Source organism: Butyrivibrio sp. MC2021 (genome assembly GCF_000621605.1).
Taxonomy (GTDB): Bacteria; Bacillota; Clostridia; order Lachnospirales; family Lachnospiraceae; genus Butyrivibrio.
The window spans coordinates 256,726-271,959 of record NZ_JHXX01000004.1 but is presented as its reverse complement, the minus strand read 5'-3'; the positions used below and the strand labels follow the sequence as shown (position 1 = coordinate 271,959).

The 15,234-nt window shown below is 44.6% G+C and carries 14 protein-coding genes; 8 read left to right on the top strand and 6 right to left on the bottom strand.

Going from position 1 to position 15,234, the window contains the following annotated elements; translation table 11 throughout:
• Positions 1-7 precede the first annotated feature (7 nt).
• The 4 genes from T359_RS0110670 to T359_RS0110655 all read right to left on the bottom strand — a co-directional run bounded on the left by T359_RS0110670 (position 8) and on the right by T359_RS0110655 (position 5,286).
• Complete coding sequence (locus T359_RS0110670; protein ID WP_026517479.1) at positions 8-1,222, bottom strand: ribose-phosphate pyrophosphokinase; 1,215 nt, start codon at positions 1,220-1,222, stop codon at positions 8-10.
• Positions 1,222-2,205: an ATP-binding protein gene (locus T359_RS0110665; protein ID WP_026517478.1), complete on the bottom strand. Its 984-nt coding sequence runs from the start codon at positions 2,203-2,205 to the stop codon at positions 1,222-1,224. Before T359_RS0110665 ends, T359_RS0110670 begins: the two co-directional genes overlap by 1 nt.
• A 205-nt stretch (positions 2,206-2,410) precedes the next feature.
• Entirely contained in the window at positions 2,411-3,523 is a 1,113-nt protein-coding gene (locus T359_RS0110660) for a DnaD domain protein (protein ID WP_242839080.1), read from the bottom strand.
• Positions 3,524-3,966: 443 nt separating this feature from the next.
• On the bottom strand, positions 3,967-5,286 hold the full coding sequence (locus T359_RS0110655; RefSeq protein ID WP_026517476.1) for a Mur ligase domain-containing protein: 1,320 nt from the start codon (positions 5,284-5,286) through the stop codon (positions 3,967-3,969).
• A gap of 137 nt (positions 5,287-5,423) precedes the next feature.
• Between T359_RS0110655 and T359_RS23225 the strand changes: the two genes are divergently transcribed.
• The 4 genes from T359_RS23225 (at position 5,424) to T359_RS0110635 (ending at position 9,258) form a co-directional block, all read left to right on the top strand.
• Positions 5,424-6,626, top strand: a complete 1,203-nt coding sequence (locus tag T359_RS23225) for a flagellin N-terminal helical domain-containing protein (RefSeq protein ID WP_026517475.1) — start codon at positions 5,424-5,426, stop codon at positions 6,624-6,626.
• 73 nt (positions 6,627-6,699) lie between these two features.
• Positions 6,700-7,158, top strand: a complete 459-nt coding sequence (locus tag T359_RS0110645; RefSeq protein WP_026517474.1) for a hypothetical protein — start codon at positions 6,700-6,702, stop codon at positions 7,156-7,158.
• Positions 7,159-7,486: 328 nt separating this feature from the next.
• On the top strand, positions 7,487-8,032 hold the full coding sequence (locus T359_RS0110640) for a hypothetical protein (protein WP_026517473.1): 546 nt from the start codon (positions 7,487-7,489) through the stop codon (positions 8,030-8,032).
• Positions 8,033-8,094: 62 nt separating this feature from the next.
• Positions 8,095-9,258, top strand: coding sequence for a hypothetical protein (locus tag T359_RS0110635; RefSeq protein WP_026517472.1), 1,164 nt, complete (start codon positions 8,095-8,097; stop codon positions 9,256-9,258).
• Between the two features lie 516 nt (positions 9,259-9,774).
• On the opposite strand, the gene T359_RS0110630 is transcribed toward T359_RS0110635, so the two are convergent.
• Both T359_RS0110630 and T359_RS0110625 read right to left on the bottom strand, forming a co-directional pair.
• Entirely contained in the window at positions 9,775-10,380 is a 606-nt protein-coding gene (locus T359_RS0110630; protein WP_026517471.1) for a hypothetical protein, read from the bottom strand.
• Positions 10,374-10,610 carry a hypothetical protein gene (locus tag T359_RS0110625; RefSeq protein ID WP_026517470.1) on the bottom strand — a complete coding sequence of 79 codons (237 nt, stop codon included), beginning with the start codon at positions 10,608-10,610 and terminating at the stop codon, positions 10,374-10,376. Before T359_RS0110625 ends, T359_RS0110630 begins: the two co-directional genes overlap by 7 nt.
• Before the next feature lie 1,071 nt (positions 10,611-11,681).
• On the opposite strand from T359_RS0110625, the gene T359_RS0110615 reads away from it, so the two are divergent.
• The 4 genes from T359_RS0110615 to pth all read left to right on the top strand — a co-directional run bounded on the left by T359_RS0110615 (position 11,682) and on the right by pth (position 15,232).
• Complete coding sequence (locus T359_RS0110615; RefSeq protein WP_026517468.1) at positions 11,682-12,950, top strand: glucose-1-phosphate adenylyltransferase; 1,269 nt, start codon at positions 11,682-11,684, stop codon at positions 12,948-12,950.
• Between the two features lies 1 nt (position 12,951).
• The gene (glgD, locus tag T359_RS0110610; RefSeq protein ID WP_026517467.1) at positions 12,952-14,070 is read left to right on the top strand and encodes a glucose-1-phosphate adenylyltransferase subunit GlgD; all 1,119 of its coding nucleotides are present in this window, start codon (positions 12,952-12,954) and stop codon (positions 14,068-14,070) included.
• A gap of 136 nt (positions 14,071-14,206) precedes the next feature.
• A complete protein-coding gene (spoVG, locus tag T359_RS0110605) occupies positions 14,207-14,506 on the top strand; it encodes a septation regulator SpoVG (RefSeq protein ID WP_022778889.1) in 300 nt (99 codons plus the stop codon).
• A 153-nt stretch (positions 14,507-14,659) separates the two neighbouring features.
• The gene (gene pth, locus T359_RS0110600) at positions 14,660-15,232 is read left to right on the top strand and encodes an aminoacyl-tRNA hydrolase (RefSeq protein ID WP_026517466.1); all 573 of its coding nucleotides are present in this window, start codon (positions 14,660-14,662) and stop codon (positions 15,230-15,232) included.
• Positions 15,233-15,234 lie beyond the last annotated feature (2 nt).

Genomic DNA, 15,234 nt, shown 5'->3' with positions numbered 1-15,234 from the left:
CTCTATCTCAACCCTTCTTCTCAGCCTCAAGGGAAGCCTTGAGTTCTCCCGAATTGTAACGCTCAATAATACTGTTGATACGCTCCACAGGGTTAAGCAGATCACTGATAGAAGCATCATGGTTAAGTGTATCAATAAGGTAAGCAATATACTTACTCATATCACAGCTGATATACCACTCCCTTGAAAGCAGCTCCGGAGTCTGGTAGATCAGGTTGGTTGTAAGGATTCTGTCGATAACGCCCTCTTCATAGGCCTTATCAAACTGCTCAAGACCGCTGGTGAAAAGACCAAAGGTTGAGAATGCGTAGATTCTCTCGGCCTTCCTGTCCTTAAGAGCCTTGGCAACATCCAGGAGACTCTCTCCTGATGAGATCATATCGTCAACGATGATAACTGACTTGCCCTCAACACTGGAGCCCAGGAACTCGTGAGATACGATAGGATTTCTGCCATCCACAACCTGTGTGTAGTCACGTCTCTTGTAGAACATTCCCACATCGAGGCCAAGTACGCTGGCAAGATATATAGCACGGCCCATTCCGCCCTCATCCGGGCTGATAACCATCATGTTGTCTGAATCGATCTTCAGATCATCCACGTTGCGAAGAAGAGCCTTAATAAACTGATATGTAGTACGAACGGTCTCAAAACCGTTAAGAGGAATAGCATTCTGAACTCTCGGATCGTGAGCATCGAAGGTGATGATATTGTCTACACCCATGTTCACTAGCTCCTGAAGAGCGATAGCGCAGTCAAGAGATTCTCTTGAACTTCTCTTGTGCTGTCTTGACTCGTAGAGGAAAGGCATGATAACTGTGATTCTTCTGGCCTTACCGCCTACAGCTGCAATGATTCTTTTGAGATCCTGATAGTGATCATCAGGAGACATATGATTTTCCTGACCAAATAAAGAATAGGTCTGAGAGTAGTTACAAACATCTACCAGCAGATAGAGGTCATCACCTCTTACAGAAGCCTTGATAACACCCTTGGCCTCACCGGTACCGAATCTAGGCACCTCAGCGTCTAAGATATAGGAAGGACGCTCATAACCTGTAAAAGCCAGGCTTCCTTTGTGCTCGTTTTCTCGTTCTGCTCTCCATTTAACGAGATAGTAATCGACCTTATCGGCCAGTGACCTTACACCCTTTAAAGGGATGATACCCAGGGAACCGACAGGAATGGTCTCCAGATTACGTTTCTCTTCTCTTCTTGGCATTACTGCAAAACCTCACTTTCTTTTTGGGCAAGTTTTTTTAATTTTCTTATATCCTGGCCTGATAGCTTAAGAAGCCTGTAGTTGCTGGTGATCCTTGAGAAAATGCGGTCCGAATAAGCGGCCTGCAGCTGCTCAAGGGAAAGATTGGTGGTGATGATAGTGCTCTTTTTCCGGAGATCACGCTCATTGATGCAGGAAAAAAGCTCCGTTGCAACAAAGGAGTTGGTCAGCTCCGTTCCAAGATCATCGATCACCAGCAGGTCGCACCCATAGATGTCATCATAGGTGCTCTGCCTGTCCATCTTTTTATTTGAACTGAAAGCATTGTCAGCCAGAAGCTGAAACAGACCTGATGAGCTGAAATATATCACCGAGTTCCCACGTTTCAGGAGCTCATTGGCAACACAAACAGACAGGAACGATTTGCCAGTACCCACTGTACCATAAATAAATAGATTTTGGTAGTGGTCCTTGAAACTATTTATAAAATCTTCAGCAGCCTTCTTGGCTCCAAGGAAGCGCTTAAGATCTTCTCCCTGATAATATTTATCTGATAAAAGCTTGAAATTGGCCTGTCTTGCCAGGGCCTTGAGATTGGACTTGTCGTAGAGCACATCGATGATCTTCTGCTTGAAGCAGTGGCATTTATCATTGCCGATGTAGCCCGTGTCCTTGCAGTCGGGACAGGTGTAACCCATCTCCAGATAATCGGAAGCAAACTGTGCCTCCGTCAAAAGAAGCTGTTTCTGCCTGGCCAGCTCAGCCAACTGATTTTTCAGTATATTTCGATCCAGTTTCTCGCCGGATAAAAGTCTTTTGCCAAAGCGTACACTGGCGCTGGCGGATTCGTCCTCCAGTTCCTTGTAGCCCGGAACATTTTCGTAGACCTGACGCTGACGGTCCTCCAGTTCTGACCTGTGGAGAGCCCTTCTTTCCTCGTATTCATGCATGATCTCGTCATATTGAGCATTGGTCAGTGCCATGAAAAAGTTCCTCCTTCATAAGAGTAGAGTAGTGTGATACGTCATTGCACAAATGTAGCCCTGTACGTGTATCAGGGAAGGCGAAAACGCCGCCGCTAAGCCAAAGTACAGGGCTAAAGTGCTGTAATGCCCCTTTGCCAATTCCCCAATTGACCAGGAGTAGAAGATTGTCATCTGCCGCTTATGGCAACAGACAGGCAATCGATCAGTTGTCCAGAAGCTTCTCCTCCAGCTCGGCAAAATCATAGGTGTTCTGCTCGAACTGATTGAAACGGTTCTGAACTCCGCCAAGGCGAATAGATGATTCGCCGTAACGAGCTTTATTATCGATGGAATTAGAAGCCTTAGATCTCTTTTGTTTAAGATCTGCGGTAAAATTGGCATCTAATCTGGCTATATCCTCCCTGGATAAAACATTTTTTTCATGCCAGCTCTTAAGAATACCGTCGCAGTAACGCAGGCGGTTCTTCTGAGTTGCTAAAACAGTACGATCGCAGGCTTCCTGAATGATATCCATCGTAAATCCCAACTCCCCGCGCCACTTGTTGATGTAGGACACTTCCTTATCAGTAGGATTGTTCTCCAAACCAAGTGCTTTCATGATAGTGATGATGTCACTGTCATGTTTGTAGTTTTCCGCACGAGCCTGTTTTAGCGTTGTGATGCCTTCCTGACTCCAGTTGATGGCAACTTTTTCCATGTAACGGAAGTCAGTTTTATGATTATCGACACAGTACTGCATCAGATAGTCCAAAAGTTCATCTGAAAATTTAAGCTCATCATGTATGTAATAAATAGTAGAAATCTCTGTCGGATTAAGAGTTCTTCCGAAATACTGCTCTGCAATAAACAAAAGGCCCTGGCCCTCAGACTGTTTAAAGGATCTGAGCATAGCCACCGAATAATTGGGCTTGGCAGGAGCAGCGATGGAAGTGATCTTGCTCTGTTCCCTGGCAGGAGTAACCGGTGGAAGGGCACGTAAAACTGTATCTTCCTTCCTTCTGGCCAGATTCCTCTGGGAAGTGATATCCTCCATATGGATTCCTGTAAGGTTCTGGGATGCATCATACTCAAGGCTGATGAGTCCCTTTTTTTCCCAATATTTTAAAGAACGGATAACGTCTTTTTCTGTATGATTGAATTTATCGGCCAATGCGGATACGCTGGTGGATAAATTCGCACTCATCATCCGCAGCAGATAGAGGTAGATCTTAATCTGCGCATCGTTTGCGTCTTGCATGTATTCGTCGATAAAGATGTTTGATACATTTGTTGAATCCTCCCCTAAAGAATGACTGATTGAAACTCGCCCCATCATAAACTTAATCACCTACTTCGCATGTTTATCCAAAACCATAAGCTCATTTATTAAAAGTCTAAAATTTTTCTTATGTTTTTCGGAACAATTCAGATTATAGCATGGTGATTTTTGAGATGATATGGACAAAAGTAACGAAGATATTTCAGGCCCCGTCTGGGTTCCCTTATACACATAACTTTGTGGATAATGTGGATAACGTGGATTATTTTATCAGGAAAAAATGAAACAGCCATCAACAGTGGGAAATCTTTACGAAAACGTTTACCCACAAATGATGGCTGTTATCCACATCAAAGGATTAACATAAAACTGATATTAAAAGTGGAAAAGTGGAAAAGTATTTCCTGCGGGGGAGTTCATCCCCGATTTTAACCACATCTCCGGCTCCCGGTGTTATCAACAAAGTTCCCTTAGTGCAATTTAGCAAAAGGAATTTTTTTTTACTCCGCAAAAGTTTTTCTGAACCAGGCATCTGCAGGTCCCGCAGTCAGAAGAATGACAAGGTAGCCTTCGCTGTGATCTGCTTTGATCTTTTCTGCAAGGTCATCATCAAGCTCTGCCACAAAGGCCTTATCTTTAACATTTAAATCAGCTATGAACTCCTTGGGCGTGATCACGGGAAGGGATTCATCTTCTCTTGTAAGGAAGGTAGGAAGCCAGTAGATCCTGTCCGCCTTGTCAAAGGCATCCTTGTACAGGGCTCTGACCTCGTGCTGACGGGTGTTCTGATGGGGCTGGTAAACTACAACAACGCCTTTTTTGCCGAGCTTTCCTGCCTCTTCAGAAGCTATATCTATAGTAGCTTTTACCTCCTCCGGATGGTGGGCATAATCTGAATAAAAGCCTTCACTTACACGCTCGAATCTGCGTCTTACGCCGGGGAATGAATTTAAAACTTCAATTATTTTCTCGTCCGAAACCTCCTGGCCGCAGTGACGGAGCATTTCTTTCAGGGCAAAAAATGCACTGGTGGCATCCTCTCTTCTGGGACTTCCGGAAAGAGTGATCCGCTTGTCGATCTCAGGGATGATCTGAGGCTCTTTTCCTCCTGCTTTAAGGACATCTACGCCATGGAGAGATGCCTCTTTTGTAGCAAAGATCACGTTCTGAGACTGCTCCTCAAACTGTATGAAGGCCTCTTCGTAATCTTTTCTTGTCTTGTAAATATCAGGATGATCGTAGGACACATAGGTTATAAGGCTGACCCATGGATGGAAATGAAGGAAATTCCTGTCGTACTCATCCGCTTCATATATAAAGAACTTATCGCCCTCTTTGTAAGATCCGGATGGGGCAAAAGAAAGAATGGTTCCCACCAGATATGAAGAGGGCAGGAGTCTGTTACCGCTCTCGTCCCTGAGCTTGTCTATGGCCCAGACCAGCATTGAGGTAGTGGTTGTTTTGCCGTGGGTTCCTGCTACAGCCACCATTTTAAGGTCAAGCTCTTTTACCAGCTTCGCGATGAGCTCATCACGCTTGGATACCTTGATTCCACGCTCTTTTGCCATCAGAAGCTCAGGATGATCCTGGGGAAGTGCTGAAGTGTAAATGAACCAGTCAATTCCGACAGTATCTATTTTTTCAGAAAAATATGTTCCGTCCTGAGGGCCCACCTGGTACTCGATACCGGCATTTTCAAGTTCCTTGGCAATTGCTCCAAGACTTCTGTCGGAGCCGTACACATTGATTCCGGCCTTTCTTGCCATCAAAGCCAAAGGTCCCATGCCGGTTCCGGATATTCCTGAAATATATATATTCATAATAGTTTTCTCGATTCTTCTTATTAATATTTTGACACCTACATCATTATATTACTTATTATATATATGTCAAAAATATGGTGACTTATGCCGATATAAGAAATGTAACTATGTACTTTTTTATGTGAGGGAAAAGGATGGTCGTACAGCACAGTCTACTCGCCATGAATGCGAACAGAATGCTGAATATAAATGTACGTGACCAGAAACGGGCATCTGAAAAATTATCTTCGGGGTACAGGATAAACAGAGCTGCGGACGACGCTGCGGGCCTTGCCATATCCGAGAAGATGAGACGGCAGGTGCGCGGGCTTACTCAGGCTACGGACAATGCCCAGGACGGAATTTCCCTGCTGCAGTCCGCAGAGGGAGCCATGAATGAGGTTCATGAGATGCTCCAGAGAATGAACGAGCTCTGCGTCAAGGCCGCCAACGATACCCTCACCTTTGAAGACAGATCCTATATACAGAGCGAGATAAATGAGCTTCAGGTGGAAATAGACAGAACCGGGGCCACAACTACTTTTAATGAGTTAAAAGTGCTTAACGGCATTCCTCAGGAATGGGTTACTCCCAATATGCCGGATCTTCCCTGGTCCGGAATTACCGGAGAGAGCCTCAGGGCCGCCACCAGTAATGATGATCTCGCCTGTTATTCTATAACGCCCCTTCAAAGCGGAGATATTTTATCCCGTCAGGAGGGCGGTCAGACCGTCTACTACGCCGTGGACGGAGCCCCCGTAACGCAGCCGGGAGAGGGGGAGGAACCGATTCAGTACGGAACCGTCGACCATCCTTATCCCATATCCAAATCCAGTGTCTACAAGGATATCGCCAATGCCCTCATGAGGAACAACGTGGAGCAGACCGGCTCTGTGTCCGTTCAATACAGAGGAAGCGGAGACGAAGAGGGTAACTTCTATATGGAATATGCAGGGCCCCTGGAGCTAATCCTGCAGGTGGGCTCAGAGACCGATAATGAGATGATGCTCAGCATCAATCCCGTCAATTGCAGTACCCTGGAACTCTGGGATGTGAATGTGGAGGACAGGACCGGCGACGGCGCCCTCAGGGGAATTGAGTGTGTTAAAAATGCTATCGAGCTTAATTCCAGAGAAAGATCCAACCTGGGTGCTTACCAGAACAGGCTGGAGCACACCGTCAGAAACCTGGAAAATGTAACAGAGAACACCCAGGACGCCGAGAGTACCATCAGGGATACGGAGATGGCCTCGGAGATGGTGGACTACTCCAACAGAAACATCCTTATGCAGGCCGGCCAGATGATGCTAGCCCAGGCCAATCAGACCAATCAGGGCGTGCTGTCGCTGCTGCAGTAATGAATTTTGCGGGGGAATTTTGAGATTGAGATTTTCGGTTGAGGTGTGGTATCATAATTTTGCATGACGAAAAATGTTTTTAACAAAAGAAGATTTAAATGCAATAGAAGGACTGTTTTCTAAGCGGTTCGATACTATTGACAAGAGATTTGAAAGCATTGATAAGAGACTTGATAACCTCGAGCAGGATATGAAGGTTGTCAAGGTTGATATGCTGGAGAACAATGTGATTCCAAGACTGGATAACCTTGAACAGGATATGAAGGTTGTCAAGGTTGACATGTTGGAGAACAATGTGGTTCCAAGACTGGATAACCTTGAACAGGATGTACGGGTGATCAAGGTTGGCCAGATGGAAAACAACGTAATTCCAAGACTCAGTACCATCGAGCAGTGCTATCTGGATACTTCCAGGAGGTACACAGAGAGCGCAGACAGATTTGATTCTGCCATAACCGATATAGAGGTTATGAAGCTGGCAATTCAGAAGAATTCCAGTGATATCAGAGAGCTTCAGAGGAAGCAGGCATAAGGATAGTCTATATAGGGCGTAGCTACGAAAACCGCGTAGCTACGCCTTTTCTGCGGCCTTCCGGGGGATGGCGTCTTAATAAAATTTCATTTTTAAGCAATATGTGTGAAATAAAGCAATTAAAAATGACCGAATATCCATTCTTTTTATTACTAGTTTATTTTTAGTTTATAAATGGGTGCTACAATGCGGTTACCAACGGAGATAAAGTGTGCACATAAGAAATTCTAAAAACTGAATAAAGTTTGATGCTACCTCTAAAGTTTTAAAAAGAAATGCCGATATAACTGATAGCTAGAAATACATACTAATGTCGGAGGATACATCAATGTCTAACGAGACAGAAAAAAAGGGCAACTCTCCAGTAGCCGGTAAGGCTCTTATCTTTGCTGGGATAGTGGTAATTATCATCCTTTTGGTTACCGTTATCGTCTTACTCACTACCGGGAGAAAAGACAAAAAGGAGGAAGCAACTGAAGGAAAACGAAGTGTCGTCCTAACAGAGGAGAATGTAGAAGAAGTCACTGAAGATTTGTTCACACAAGAATATACTCCTCCGGGATACTTCACAGCAACCATGAACAATGTTTGGCACTTTGCAACTGGGGATTCCGTATCGGATGATGCTTATGTCGCCAATGACAGTGGGAACAGTAATGATGTCTACTTTGACATCTTCCTGGAAGACGACGAAGAGAACCCGATATACCAGTCTCCTGTAATTCCGTTAGGAGGTGAGCTGGATCAAATTAAACTGGATAAGAAACTTAGTGCCGGGAGTTATAACTGCACAATGGTGTACCATCTAGTTGACGAAAACCAGAAAACTCTAAGCACGGTAAACGTCGGAGTAACAATCAACATTGATTCTTAACAAAAGTAACTACCGACTCATGATGAGGCGGAAGAGATATAAAATCAAGGAGGATTTCTTTTATGAGAACAAACAGATTTTTAGCAGTTTTACTTGCAGCAACAATGGTATTTGGAAGCACAGTAACAGCATTTGCAGCTGATGCCACAGAGGCCGACACAGGCGCAGGCACAGCGGTTGAAGGTCAGGGCGCTGCAGAAGGTTATGTTAATACAAGTGTTACCAAGGTAGTACTTCCTACAACTACAGCTACTACATTTGCATTTATTATGGATCCTCAGGAAATGCTGAAGACTACAAACGGTGCAAGACTTGGAACAGCATGGACACAGCCTAAGAATGATACCTATGTATATTTCAAGACTGCTAATGGATATGCAAATGAAAGCGATACTGTTTATTTCATCAATAAGAGTACAATAAAAGATCTTGATGTAACTGTAAAGGCTGTTGCAACAGCTGCTACTTCTGATCCTATAACTCTTGGTGATACTACAGCTGCGACTCATGGTAATACACTCTTAGCTGATCCAGATGATGCAGCGCTTTATCTTGGACTTAAAGTAGGTGGAGTAACAACTCAGATTACTAATGCTTCGACAGGCGTTACTACAGTAGTTGCAGCAGATAAAGCACCTAATGAGTATACTATAGTTTATAATACAAAGACTAAAAAGTATGAGTATGCTGAGAAGGCTGGATCAACATTCCAGGCAGTTCCGATTTCTGTATTAGGAGGAGTTTCACATGCAGCAACTGAAGCTCAGGCTCCTAAGTTAACTCTTACATGGTCTTGGGCACCTAAGGCTGGTAGTGGACAGACTGCTCAGGCTGCTTCTGTAAATTATGTAACAAATGATGCTTATACAGTTACAAATGCAACACTTGATCAGACAGCAGCTGCTTATGGCTCATTCAATGGAAAGATTGGACCTGACAAAGGTGGTAAGTTGACAATTAACGGTACAGCTAGTTCTGTAATCACTTTTGCAAATGATATTGAGAAGATTCAGTATAGGGCATCTTCGTCAGGTACTTTTGCTGATGTGTCTAATGGTGTTGCAACTTTTAAGGGTAAGGCTGTTACAGTTAAGGGTTCAGTTTGGAATGCAACTGGAGATTCTGCTATTCCTGTAGGTGCTCAGATTCAGGTAGTATTCAAAGATCCTGATAATGATAACTCAACAAATAATACTCCAACAGCAATTATCTTTGAGAAGCCTTGATAAAACTGCATAGTAAAACAATTAAATAGCTAATATCTAAAAGTTCAGCCCGCCGTGCCGGCTCCCCGGTACGGCGGACTTTTTTGTGCCCAATGAACCAATTGGGGGCCCCGTCATCAAACTGTGACCTGCGAGGCTGGGGACATTAGCCCCATTGAGAACCGTCCCCAATGAGTCAAGAACTGCCGCCAAGGGGCAACTGTCCCCATCAACAAACTGTGAACTGTACTGACCGGCGCTATTCTATGTTGTTCACAATTTGTTAACGGGGTCAGATCCAATCTGCCTCAGTTGGATTATTCATTGTGCTGTTCTTGTTGTCCCATCCGGTTCTCAATTGCCCCATTAGGGACGGTTCTCATTGAGTCATGACGCGAAGTGCTTGATCAGAATATGATTTGCTAGTCATAGCCCCACTGAGAACCGTCCCTAATGAGTCATTGAGAACCTGCCATACTGTTCTCACCACAAAAAACGCCTCCGATGCATCGCACCGAAGGCTCTGATCATTTCTATTTATTTCCCGTCAATCTCTTTTTTCACATCCAACACAAGTTCCATGGGATAATCACAAAACTCAACTATTGCTTCAGGAGTTTTGCCTTTCTTGAGCATTTTTTCTATCTGATCCTTATCATGCTGAGAGAGCTCGGATTTCAGATTTTCTATTGTTGCGTCTTTTTTATCAAGCTCTTCCTGCAGTTGGTCAATCGTTCCTTCATATTCTTTCTGAGCATCCATGCGGCCTACAGCATATTGAGTGGCCATCTGTTCTCTGTATCTGCGCTGTCCTTCGAGAATCTCTTTTGCTTGATTATCTGTATTAAGCTCTAAGATCAAATTTGCCACCTCCTCCATGTCAATATGACCTATAATCAGGCTTTGGAGCTCTTCCCAGGTGTCTGCCATAAACAACTTAGCCCAATAGACAAGTCCATTATCTATATCTTCTTGTGTTGCAAAATTTATGTACTTTAAGTTTAGCACGTTTATGCCAATCATGTCAGAGTAAGCTATATGATTTTTTGCATTAAGTAGTTTATAGTGGGCGTAGAATTCCGGCTCGGCATCTATAATCAGGTCTTGGTCCGTGATACAGTAAAGGACAGTTTCTTTTAGCAAAGAATAATTGTCTCTTTAGATATGTTATTGAGGTCAATAGGATTCTCGACATGGATGCTTTTTACTTCTTCTGGTTTTATTCCCCTTAGGGCACATACTAGTCCGAGAAGCGCCTTCTCTGATCTTTGCAGTGTGTAGTGAAAGACGATATCGCTTTTTAGCGTATACTTAATCTCCCCCGTAGCATCTTTGTAGCTTAATTTCTTAGGCCCGTTCTTTTTTTCGTTCAAGTCATTTCCTCCATACTTAAAAAATGTTGTCTGTCATTTGGAATCAGTTCGGCGAATGCCAGTGAATCCTAGATGTGTACAGATATTTATAGTTCCTAGAAGCGGAACTGCAAGACAAAGTATAACACTGCGGTTGGAAGAAAGCAAACGAGGAATAAGTTTCCGAACAAAAGAAAAGACCGTTTCGGCGCAGCTTTTGCATGGGTTCCGCCCCTGCACCCCGGCCTCCTCCAAGGAACTGAAATTTGTTTATCCATGTAATTACATACCCTCTTCAATCCATCACCTTTCCGGGAAACCAAAATCCCCATCTCTCTCGTTATGGACTTACCTCCCGGGTGGATATTGTGTGTCATGGAGAAAATACAAATTATCTCCTGAGTTAAATGAGGGATATCTGGCGGGAGATTTAGCGCGCCCTGGGAGTATGAAAAAAATCTTCGGTCTCCGGTGAGGGCTTGCCTGCTGAGGGGGATGTGCCATGGGGAAATGTAAATTGCGAGACATTCGGGCACAGCGGATGAGTTAGGAGCGCTTCAGATGGCCAGACGGTCGAGTGTTCTGAGCAACGTGAAATGAGACCGTCTGGACAGATGAAGTGCCCTAACTCACCGTTGGGAACGATGCGAATAATTTATATTTCACCATGGTGCAGCACCCTCAGCAGGCAAGCCCGGACTTGAAGATGCGAAGAATTTGCATTCTTCCATAAAGCGATGAATCCCCGCCAGATATCCCGGACTAAACTCCTGCGAATAATGTGTATTTTCCCATCTCAAACACCATCCCCCGGGAGGTAACCCGCCCTGCTTAAACGTTTACGTTGAAAAAATCTGATAAAACTTATTAATTTAAGCGCTATATTATGTTTTTTTAGTACTTTCTTTATGATATACTTTTCTATAGGAAAAAAGCGGTTTTCTGTGACATGGTTACGAGGGGCGGAAAATGTAATTGAATTCCGGCTTTTTCGAGGGTGGAGTTTATATTTAGTCTGCTTTAATCATGGCTGGAGATCAGAAAATTGTCGTTTTCGCGGTTTCGGACGACAAAGTAGCAACGAGGTGGAACATGATAAAGAAAGAAATGATCGCCATGCTCTTGGCAGGGGGCCAGGGCAGCAGATTGGGAGTGCTGACAGCCAAGATGGCTAAGCCGGCAGTCTCATTTGGTGGGAAATACAGAATAATTGATTTCCCGCTTAGTAATTGTATCAATTCAGGAGTGGACACTGTCGGAGTCCTTACACAGTATCGACCACTCAGACTTAATTCTCACATTGGCATAGGTATTCCGTGGGATCTCGATCGTAACTTCGGAGGTGTAACAGTTCTTCCTCCATACGAGAAGAGTGCCAACAGTGAATGGTATACCGGTACAGCCAATGCTATTTACCAGAACTTAGAGTATATGGAGAGCTATAATCCTGACTATGTGCTTATCCTTTCCGGAGACCACATTTATAAGATGGATTATGAGACAATGCTTGACTTCCACAAGTCCAGCGGCGCTGATGCTACCATTGCTGTTATGCCTGTTCCCATGGAGGAGGCCAGCAGATTCGGTATCATGATCACCGATGAGAACAAGCGCATCATCGACTTTGAGGAGAAGCCTGAGCATCCCCGCAGCAACCTTGCATCTATGGGTATTTATATCTTTAGCTGGAAGGCTCTTAAGGACGCTCTTATCAAAAATAGAAATCAGGCAGGCCTTGACTTCGGTAAGCATATCATTCCTTACTGCAAGGAGCAGGGTCAGTCTCTTTACGCCTACGAATTTGACGGATACTGGAAGGATGTCGGAACACTTACTTCTTATTGGGAAGCCAATATGGAGCTCATCGACATCGTTCCCGAGTTCAATCTTTATGAGGAATATTGGAAGATCTACACCGCCAGCGATGTTCAGCCGCCTCAGTACATGGGACCTGACAGTGCCATTGAGCGCAGTATCGTAGGAGAGGGCTGCGAGATCTACGGTAAGGTTTATAACTCCGTAATCGGACCCGGTGTCAAGATCGGAAAAGATACAGTGGTTTCCCATTCCATCATTATGAATGAGACTGAGGTCGGCGAGGGCTGCTCCATCGAGAAGGCCATCATCGCTGAGAAGGCCAAGATCGGAAGCGGCGTAACCCTTGGTGCTTTTGAAGAGAAGCCCAACGAGACCAAGCCCGGAATTTATTGTGAAGGTCTCTGCACTATCGGTGAGAAATCTGTTATTCCCAATGATGTTAAGGTCGGTAAGAATACCATGATTTCCGGAATTACTACCCTGGAGGATTACCAAGACGGCATTCTCGACAGCGGCAGAACATTAGATAAGGCAGGTGATTGACATGAGGGCGATTGGCATTATTTTAGCAGGTGGCAGCAGTAGCAGAATGTTGGAGTTGTCCAAGAGAAGAGCCGTTTGTGCTATGCCTGTGGCAGGTTTTTACAGAAGTATCGACTTTGCCCTTAGCAACATGACCAACTCACATATCCAGACAGTTGCCGTATTCACACAGTACAATGCAGGAAGTCTTAACACTCACCTTTCATCATCCAAGTGGTGGGACTTCGGACGTAAGCAGGGTGGTCTCTACGTATTCACCCCTGCGGTTAAGGCATCAGGAAACCTCTGGTACAGAGGAACAGCGGATGCCATTGCACAGAATCTTGATTTCCTTAGGAGTTGCCACGAGCCCTACGTTATCATCACTTCCGGTGACTGCGTATACAAGATGGACTACGCCAAACTCCTTGAGTACCATATTCAGAAACAGGCCGACATCACCGTGGTTTGCAAGGACATGCCGGCAGACATCGATACCGAGAGATTCGGAACTATCCGCATGAATGAGGAGAGCCGTATCGAAGAATTCGAGGAAAAACCTGTTGTATCAAGATCCAACACCATTTCCTGCGGTATCTATGTAATCAGAAGGAGACAGCTCATCGAGCTCATCGAGAGAGCTGAAGAGGAAGAGAGATACGACTTCGTTAGAGACATTCTTGTGAGATACAAGGATATGAAGCGCATCTACGGATACAAGATCAAGGAATACTGGAACAACATCGCTTCCGTGGAGGACTACTACAGAACCAACATGGACTTCCTCAAGCCCGAGGTGAGACAGTACTTCTTCAGAGAGTATCCGGGAATCTACACCAAGGTAGTAGATCTTCCGCCGGCTAAATATAACGTGGGGGTTAACGTTAAAAACAGCCTTATCTCCAGCGGATGTATCATCAACGGAACCATTGAGGACTCCGTGATATTCAAAGGAGCCTTCATCGGCAACAACTGCTACATCAAGAACTCCATTATCCTCAATGATGTGTATATAGGGGACAATACACATATCGAGAACTGTATCGTAGAGAGCCACGGCACCATCCAGGCCAACTCCTACTACAAAGAGGATAACGGCATCAAGATCGTTGTGGAGAACAATGAGAGATATGTATTATGATATAGGGATTCAAAGTCAGGCATAATCATAATAAAAATATATTGGTATGTAAAATATCGTAAAAAAGTATTATAATAAACTTAATAAAGTAACCCGATAACGACACTTTAATTCTTAACCAAGAGGGGGTTAAAAAATGAAGATTACAGATGTTCGTGTCAGAAAAGTTGCAAAGCAGGGAAAAATGCGTGCAGTGGTATCAGTTACATTTGATAATGAATTCGTTGTTCATGATATCAAGGTGATTGAGGGCGAGAGGGGATTGTTCATCGCAATGCCCAGCAAGAAGTCTGCAGATGGTGAGTATCGTGATATTGCGCACCCAATCAATTCAGATATGCGTAAGGTTTTACAGGACACCATTCTTGAAGCCTTTGATAAAGAGGCTGACGTTGAGGAGACCGCAGATGGAGAGGCTGCTCCTGCAGCTGAGTAATTTGCTTCTTAAGACATATATTGGGAAAAAGTATAATTCAGGGGGCTTATATTCTAAGCCCCCTGTGTTTTTGTGCGCTTGCAATCGGGAGGGAAAATGTTTAAATTTATCAGGGGTATTTTTGTAAAAGAAAAGGAAGAGGAAACAGGAAGAATGTTTATTATCGCAGGACTGGGTAACCCTGAAAAGAAATATTTCGGAACCCGCCATAACGTGGGCTTCGACACCATAGACGCCCTTTCAGACAAGTACAATATCGGCCTTACAGAGACCAAGTTCAAGGCCGCCTTCGGAAAAGGAAGAATCGGTAACAACAGGGTTATTCTCGTAAAACCCTTAACATATATGAACCTCAGCGGCGAAGCGATCCGCCCCTTATGTGACTATTTCAAGGTGGACTCCGCCTCAGAGCTCATCGTCATTTCCGACGACGTGGAGCTGGATGTGGGTAACCTTCGCATCCGTCCCAAGGGAAGTCACGGAGGCCACAACGGTCTTAAGAATATCATCGCCCAGCTGGGACACAGCGACTTTAGCCGCGTAAGAGTGGGCGTCGGCAAAAAGCCCAAGGAATACGACATGGTGGACTGGGTCCTGGGTCACTTCCAGGGCGAGGATGCTGTCACAATGAAGGAATCCGTAAGCCGTGCAGCAGACGCGGTTGTTGAGATAATGGAAAACGGCGTTGACTCTGCCATGAACAAGTTTAATGGCAAGAAAGAATAAGA